Source organism: Mycolicibacterium austroafricanum (assembly GCF_000612725.1).
Lineage (GTDB): Bacteria > Actinomycetota > Actinomycetes > Mycobacteriales > Mycobacteriaceae > Mycobacterium > Mycobacterium austroafricanum.
Window position 1 is genome coordinate 515,348 of sequence record NZ_HG964455.1, and the last position, 6,828, is coordinate 522,175.

At 66.1% G+C, this 6,828-nt stretch carries 8 protein-coding genes; 4 read left to right on the forward strand and 4 right to left on the reverse strand.

What is annotated here, in order from left to right; genetic code table 11:
• The first annotated feature begins 56 nt into the window (after nucleotides 1-56).
• Complete coding sequence (locus BN976_RS22550) at nucleotides 57-848, forward strand: bestrophin-like domain (protein WP_011779076.1); 792 nt, start codon at nucleotides 57-59, stop codon at nucleotides 846-848.
• A gap of 40 nt (nucleotides 849-888) precedes the next feature.
• On the opposite strand, the gene BN976_RS22555 is transcribed toward BN976_RS22550, so the two are convergent.
• Both BN976_RS22555 and BN976_RS32170 read right to left on the reverse strand, forming a co-directional pair.
• Nucleotides 889-1,518: a porin MspA gene (locus tag BN976_RS22555; RefSeq protein ID WP_036374087.1), complete on the reverse strand. Its 630-nt coding sequence runs from the start codon at nucleotides 1,516-1,518 to the stop codon at nucleotides 889-891.
• 228 nt (nucleotides 1,519-1,746) lie between these two features.
• Nucleotides 1,747-1,941 carry a hypothetical protein gene (locus tag BN976_RS32170; RefSeq protein WP_049778066.1) on the reverse strand — a complete coding sequence of 65 codons (195 nt, stop codon included), beginning with the start codon at nucleotides 1,939-1,941 and terminating at the stop codon, nucleotides 1,747-1,749.
• Between the two features lie 132 nt (nucleotides 1,942-2,073).
• Here BN976_RS32170 and BN976_RS22565 point away from each other — a divergent pair, with 132 nt between their 5' ends.
• Nucleotides 2,074-2,829 (forward strand): response regulator, encoded by a 756-nt coding sequence (locus BN976_RS22565; protein WP_011779074.1) that lies wholly within the window; start codon nucleotides 2,074-2,076, stop codon nucleotides 2,827-2,829.
• 25 nt (nucleotides 2,830-2,854) lie between these two features.
• Nucleotides 2,855-4,003 (forward strand): sensor histidine kinase, encoded by a 1,149-nt coding sequence (locus tag BN976_RS22570; RefSeq protein ID WP_051558545.1) that lies wholly within the window; start codon nucleotides 2,855-2,857, stop codon nucleotides 4,001-4,003.
• Between the two features lie 45 nt (nucleotides 4,004-4,048).
• On the opposite strand, the gene trxA is transcribed toward BN976_RS22570, so the two are convergent.
• Nucleotides 4,049-4,426: a thioredoxin gene (gene trxA / locus BN976_RS22575; protein ID WP_011779072.1), complete on the reverse strand. Its 378-nt coding sequence runs from the start codon at nucleotides 4,424-4,426 to the stop codon at nucleotides 4,049-4,051.
• A gap of 193 nt (nucleotides 4,427-4,619) precedes the next feature.
• Between trxA and BN976_RS22580 the strand changes: the two genes are divergently transcribed.
• On the forward strand, nucleotides 4,620-5,852 hold the full coding sequence (locus BN976_RS22580; RefSeq protein ID WP_084182361.1) for an IS256 family transposase: 1,233 nt from the start codon (nucleotides 4,620-4,622) through the stop codon (nucleotides 5,850-5,852).
• Between the two features lie 34 nt (nucleotides 5,853-5,886).
• Here the strand turns inward: BN976_RS22580 and BN976_RS22585 are convergent.
• On the reverse strand, nucleotides 5,887-6,828 hold a 942-nt coding region (locus tag BN976_RS22585), incomplete at its 5' end, for an NAD(P)/FAD-dependent oxidoreductase (RefSeq protein ID WP_036374093.1).

The following is a 6,828-nucleotide window of genomic DNA, read 5'->3' on the forward strand; positions in this document are numbered from 1 at the left end:
CCGGAGGCGAAAACCGACATTTACAGGCGTGTTTCGTCGAGCAGTCCGCGGCGAAGATGAGTCGTTGGATAGTGGATGCCCTGCCCGCGGGGGTGATCCTTCTCGGCCTCGTCATAGTGGTCGTCGGCGGAGCCGTCCTGAGCCAGAAGTACATTCGTCGACGTTTCCCGGCGCTCAGCGGTGAGGACCACAACGACGTCATCCGGTTCACCTACGGTTTCATCGGCTTCGTATACGCCTTCTTCGTGGGTTTCGTCGTGTCGTCGATGTGGGGCCAGATCAGCACCGCCGACGCCAACGCCCGGACCGAGGGGGCAGCCGCGGTCGAGATGGCCAGGGCACTCCACGTATTCGACCGGGCCGACTCCGATCGCGTCCGTCAGGCACTGCTCGACTACAGCACCGCCGGCATCGCCGAATGGGACCGGGCCGGCGATGTCAGTTCAGTGGAGGCGGACAAGGCGCTGGCTCGGCTGCACACGGCCTACCAACAGGTGCAGGCGACGACCGACATCCAGAAGACCTACCTGGCGACCTCGAACTCCAATCTCGACAAGATGAGCCAGGCGCGGACCGTGCGGCTTCTGACCGCACGTGGGGACACCGGGCCGCCGTGGCCGCTGTGGGCGGTCATCTTCATCACCAGCGGCATGGTCCTGGGCGCCGCGATCGTCTACGGAGTCGAGAAGCCCGTCATGCACTACCCGATGGTGGCGATCGTCGGTGTCATCGTCGCCAGCAACCTGTTCCTCATCCTGGAGCTGTCACACCCGTATGTCGGTGACATCGCGACATCACCGGACCCGTTGCACGAAGTGGTTCGGGTGTTGGGCCAACCCGCGCCGTGAACGCCGCCGGGCGATCGGTCACGGCGCGGGCGCTGTTGTGTCAGTTCATGTTCCAGGGCGCGCCGTAGGTGGTGACGCTGTCACCGGTCGACGAGATCAGGCGGGCGAACGGACGCAGCAGCACACCACCGGCAGCACCGGTCACCGTGCCGTGGGCGTTGGACACCGCCACCGAACCGCCGGAACCGGACACGTCCACCGAGAAGGTCGCGACCTCCTGGATACCCGGGCCGTTACCCAGGTCAGCCGAGATCGACACACCCGGGAACAACGGCGGGGTCACGATGCTGTCGACCACGTTGTCGTCCAGGCCCCAGCCGTCGAACGCGATGTTCGGGGTGGTGTAGCTGAAGTTGATGGACACACCCAGCGACCACGGGAAGCCGACCTGGTAGCCCAGCTCCAGCGTGCCCTCGAAATCGTCGGCACCCTCGCCGGCCACGATGTAGGTCGCCTTGCCGGAGTGGAACCACTCACGGGTCAGACGGTTACGGTCCAGCGGAAAAACGCCGTTGAGGAACGTGTCCCACTGCTGGATCGTCAACGTCCGACCCTGACCGTCGACCAGGCTCAACTCATTGTCCAGCCCCGCGTGAGACGTACCGGTGCTCGCGAACAACGCTGCGATGGACGCCACCACCGCAATCAGCACACGACGGATTACCTTCATGATCTCCCTAGGAAAGTCGACGGCGAGCGGTGCATCCGGAGGCGCCTGGGAATCCGGTGCTTGAGGCGCGGCTTTGAGCCGGACTCAACGTACGTGAAGCGCAACGCGGCCGCTCGGCGAGAGTCACACATCCATCGAAGTCTCAGCTGCACCACAGCAGACTGTACGAATTGGGACGAATTCAGCTAGTTCACAGCAGTTTTGGAGAATCGGCGGCGGCCCGACGATTCAGCGGGGATGTGGGTCGGTCTTGGCATCGTGGTCTTCGGAGGGCCCGCGCTCAGTGGGCTTCCGGGTGGATGCGCCGAACAGGGCGATGGCGCCGGCGATGGCGACGGCCCAGAGGCCGGCGATCGCCACGCACAGCGCCAGCCACGCCTCCCAACCCAGATCCGTCGAGCACATCACCGCCGTCCACTGCATGGCCGACCCACCTTCCCGCGTACCTCAGCGTCACGCCGTCGGTGGGCGCAATCGGTATGCGTTTTGTGAAGATCTGCTCAAGAACGGGGCCGGCCTCACCGCCTTTGGCCCAGCAACGGGCACCATGAACGGATGGAACGCGAGAAGGCAGCGCCGGGCGGGCGTGCCGCGGGGTACCGGGCGCTCGTGGTCGACGACGAGGTACCGCTGGCCGAGGTCATCGCCGGTTACCTGGAACGCGAGCAGTTCGAGACCATCGTGGCAGCCAACGGCCTCGACGCGATCTCCGTCGCCCGCGAGCTCGACCCCGACGTCGTCATCCTCGACCTCGGCCTGCCGGGCATCGACGGCCTGGAGGTCTGCAGGCAGATCCGCACCTTCTCCGACGCCTACGTGGTGATGCTCACGGCCCGAGACACCGAGATCGACACCGTCCTCGGGCTCACCGTCGGCGCCGACGACTACGTCACCAAACCCTTCAGCCCCCGTGAGCTCGTCGCACGGATCAGGGCCATGCTGCGGCGGCCCCGCGTTCTACACACCGCCGGCGCGGCGGCCGAACGCAACGTCACGCCGCCCCGCCAGTTCGGCCCGCTGAGCATCGACGTCGCCGCCCGCGAAGTCCGCATCGACGGAGAGCCGATCCTGTTGACGCGCACGGAATTCGACATCCTCGAAGCCCTCTCGGGCCACCCGGGAATCGTGCTGAGTCGACGGCAGCTCATCGAAATCGTCCGCGACGGGCCGTGGGTCGGCAACGAGCACCTCGTCGACGTTCACATCGGACATCTTCGGCGCAAACTCGGAGACGACGCGGCACAACCCCGCTACATCCGCACCGTGCGGGGAGTGGGCTACCGGATGGGGACCGGCAGTGGCGCGGACTGAGGAGGAGCTGCGGCCGCGCCGACGGATGCTGCGCCGGCCCGGCATCGGCCTGCGTCTGCTGGCCGCCCAGGCCATCGTGCTGGTGGCCGGAGCCGTCACCACATCTGTCGTCGCCGCGATCGTCGGCCCCCCGCTGTTCCACGATCACCTGCACCAGGCCGGCATCTCTGCCGGGTCACCGGAGGAGATGCACGCCGAAGAGGCCTACACCTACGCCACCGTGATCTCCATCGGCGGAGCCCTGGCCGTGTCTGCACTCGCTGCGCTCGCGGTGAGTTGGTACATCAGCAGGCGCCTGCAGCGGTCGGTCACTGAGGTCGCGGAGGCGGCGAGTTCCGTTGCCGAGGGCCACTACGACGTCCGGGTGTCGTCACCGCAGCTCGGAGACGACTTCGACGCGCTGGCCGATGCGTTCAACCAGATGGCGTCCCGGCTGCAGACGGTGGAATCGACGCGGCAGCGGCTCTTCAGCGACCTGGCCCATGAGATCCGAACTCCCGTGGCGGTCCTGGAGGCCTACATAGAAGCGCTCGAGGACGGGGTACGGACGCTGACACCGCAGACCGCTGCGATGCTCCGCGACCAGACCCGACGGCTGGTCCGGTTCTCCGACGACGTTGCCGCCCTCGCCAAGGCCGAAGAGAGCTCCGCCTCGATGGCCTGTTCGTTCGTCGACGTGCCCCGTCTGGCACACCACTGCGCCGCGGCCGCGCAGGAACGCTTCGACAGCAAGAACGTCACGCTGGCTGTCCGAGTGGCCGAGGGACTTCCGCCGCTGTGGGCAGACGAACAGCGGCTGGCGCAGGTCGTCGGTAACCTCGTCGACAATGCGTTGCGGCACACGCCCGCCGGAGGACGGGTGGAGGTCAGCTGGGAACGCGAGGGGGCTGAGTTGGCACTACGCGTGGCCGACAACGGCGCAGGCATCGCTGCCGAGCATCTGCCCCGGTTGTTCGAACGGTTCTACCGGGCCGACACGGCCCGAGATCGCGAACACGGCGGCGCCGGAATCGGTCTCGCCATCACCAGAGCGCTCGTCGAAGCCCACGGCGGAACCATCTCGGTGGCCAGCGCGGGGCCCGGCACCGGTGCCATATTCACCGTCACGTTGCCGTTGGCGCCGGCGCGGGACGAACTCGTGGCCCTCGGCGTGGCCCGACCGGCAGCGCAGTAGCCGCCCGTAGGCGGCTACTGCTTCGTCCCCAACCGGGGGCGGTGTTTATCCGGTGTGTGCTTCTGATTTGCGTGCGGCGATTTTGGCGTGGACGTCGTTCATGTCGAGTGCTTTGACGCGGGTGATGAGGTCTTCGAGTGCGGCCGGGTGCATGGCGCCGGGTTGGCGGTAGACGAGTACGCCGTCGCGGAAGGCCATCACGGTGGGGATCGAGGTGATCTCCAGGGTGGCGGCCAGATCGCGTTCGTGTTGGGTGTCGACTTTGGCGTGCACGACGTCGGGATGGGTTTGCGAGGACCGGTCGAAGACGGGGGCGAAGGAGCGGCACGGGCCGCACCAGGACGCCCAGAAGTCGACCAGCACAATCGGATTGGTCCGGATGGTGGATTCGAAATCGTCGTAGGTCAGGCTCGTGGTGGCCATCGCTGTTGTCCTTTCTTGAGTGTCCTTGAGTGGCTGCGGGGATCGAACCGCTAGGCGAGGCCTTTGAGCAGGGCGTGTCTTATTGACTGTGTAAGTGGTTGGGCCTGAATGGTGGTCAGGCATGCTGGCCACCGGACAGGAGTGAATCGCTTTGTCTCGTTCTGAATCGTCTGCCGATGAGGCTGCCGCGAAGCTGGCGCAGGTCCTGCCGGCGGCTGCTGTGGATGCGCTGTTGGCCGATGCCGAGGCTTCTGGCACCCCGATCGACGGCCCTGACGGCTTGTTGGCCCAGATCACCAAGTCCGTGCTCGAACGTGCCCTCGATGTCGAGATCGCCGATCACCTCGGCTACGAGCATGGGGATCCGGCCGGCAACGGCTCGGGCAACTCCCGTAACGGCCACGGCCGCAAGACCGTGCTGACCACCGCCGGCCCGGTCGATCTGGAGGTCCCACGCGACCGCAACGGCACTTTCGACCCGCAGATCGTGCCCAAACGCAAACGCCGCCTGGGCCAGGTCGAAGACATGATCTTGTCGCTGTACGCCCGCGGCATGAGCACCCGCGACATCACCGAGCACCTGGGCGAGGTCTACGGCGCCACCGTCTCGGCGGCCACGATTTCACGGGTCACCGACGTGGTGGCCGATGAGATCGCCGCGTGGCAGTCCCGGCCGGTCGATCCGGTGTATCCAATCCTCTACATCGACGCGATCCGGCTCAAGATCCGCGACGGCGGCGTAGTGGCCAACAAGGCCGCCCACGTGGTGATCGGGGTCGACGTCGATGGGATCAAGCAGGTCCTGGGGGTCTGGATCCAGCAGACCGAGGGCGCCAAGTTCTGGCACGGGGTGCTCACCGAGCTGCGCAACCGGGGCTGCCGGGATGCGTTGTTCGTCTGTTGTGACGGGCTGACCGGGCTCCCGGAATCGATCACCGCGGTCTGGCCCCAAGCCATCATCCAGACCTGCGTGGTGCATCTGCTGCGGGCCAGCATGCGCTATGCCTCCTACACCGACCGTAAGAAGATGGCCGCTGCGCTGCGCCCGATCTACACCGCCGCCACCGAAGAGGCCGCCAAACTGGCCCTGGAGGAGTTCCGGGCCGAATGGAAGACCAAATCCCCGGGGGCGGTCGCGGTCTGGGACCGGGCCTGGGCCGAGTTCGTGCCGTTCCTGGCGTTCCCGGTCGAGATCCGCAAGATCATCTACACCACCAACGCCATCGAGTCGCTGAACTACCAGCTGCGCAAAGTCACCAAAGCCCGCGGCTCGTTCCCCTCCGATGCCGCAGCGCTCAAGCTGCTGTATCTGGCCATCCGCAACATCAATCAGAAACGAGGATCAAACCCAGGATCAGGAACCTACCGCTGGACCGAGGCGCTCAACGCCTTCGCCATCCAATTCCCCGACCGACTCCCACTTTAAAGAGACCCCACCAAACCGAAACGGCCGCAACTACTTACACAGTTATCTTGACAAGCCCTTTGAGCATGAGGTTCCAGTACATGAACGGCAGCCCGTACTTTTTGAGGTACCAGTAGGCCCGGTGCGGCTTGGTCGGGTCCAGCAGCGGGAACGACGGTTCCAGGTTGAGGTCGTAGTCGAACTCGGCCAGCAGCATGTCGTGTGAGGACGTCACCAGCGGGCAGGACCCGTACCCGTTGTAGGACGCGGTCAGCGGCCGCCCGGCCAGATAGGCGTCGATGTTGTCGACGACCACCGGGGCTTGTTTGCGGATCGCGGCCCCGGTTTTGGAGTTCGGCGACGATCCGGCATCACCGAGGCTGAACACGTTGCGGTGACGTACGTGTTGCAGGGTGTGCTTGTCGATCTCGACGTAGCCGTTGGCGTCCCCGGTCGAGAGCGGGCTGGCCTTGATCCAGTCCGGCGCCGACTGCCGGGGTACGGCGTGCAACACGTCGTAGGGCAACACCGTCTCGGAGCCGCCGGCCTCGCCTACCGGGGTGAGGGCGACCTTGTGCGCGGCGGCGTCGATGCCGGTCACCTCGGCTCCTGTGTGCACGGTGATGCCGTAGCCGGCGGCGACTTTGTCGAGGTTGTCGGCGATCGCCGGGATCCCGAACAGCCGCGGAGTCGGCACCACCAGATGAACATCGATGTCCTGGAGCACGCCCTGGGAGCGCCAGTAGTCGGCGGCCAGGTAGGCGATCTTCTGCGGCGCCCCGGCGCATTTGATCGGCCCCGACGGCATCGCGAACACCGCACTGCCCGAGCGCAGGGTACGGATGAACTCCCAGGTACGCGGGGCCAGGTCGAACCGGTAGTTCGACGACACCCCGTCCTTACCGACCGCATCGGCCAGTCCTTCGGTGCGGTTCCAGTCCAACTGGATACCGGGGCAGACCACGAGCACGTCGTAGCCGTAGTCCGCCCCGTCAAC

What these genes read in the sequence shown, in the direction of transcription:
- BN976_RS22570 (WP_051558545.1), top strand. Translation starts at nt 2,855, where the DNA reads ATGCTGCGCCGGCCCGGCATCGGCCTGCGTCTGCTGGCCGCCCAGGCC.
- BN976_RS22550 (WP_011779076.1), top strand. Translation starts at nt 57, where the DNA reads ATGAGTCGTTGGATAGTGGATGCCCTGCCCGCGGGGGTGATCCTTCTC.
- trxA (WP_011779072.1), bottom strand. Translation starts at nt 4,426, where the DNA reads ATGGCCACCACGAGCCTGACCTACGACGATTTCGAATCCACCATCCGG.
- BN976_RS22565 (WP_011779074.1), top strand. Translation starts at nt 2,074, where the DNA reads ATGGAACGCGAGAAGGCAGCGCCGGGCGGGCGTGCCGCGGGGTACCGG.
- BN976_RS32170 (WP_049778066.1), bottom strand. Translation starts at nt 1,941, where the DNA reads ATGCAGTGGACGGCGGTGATGTGCTCGACGGATCTGGGTTGGGAGGCG.
- BN976_RS22555 (WP_036374087.1), bottom strand. Translation starts at nt 1,518, where the DNA reads ATGAAGGTAATCCGTCGTGTGCTGATTGCGGTGGTGGCGTCCATCGCA.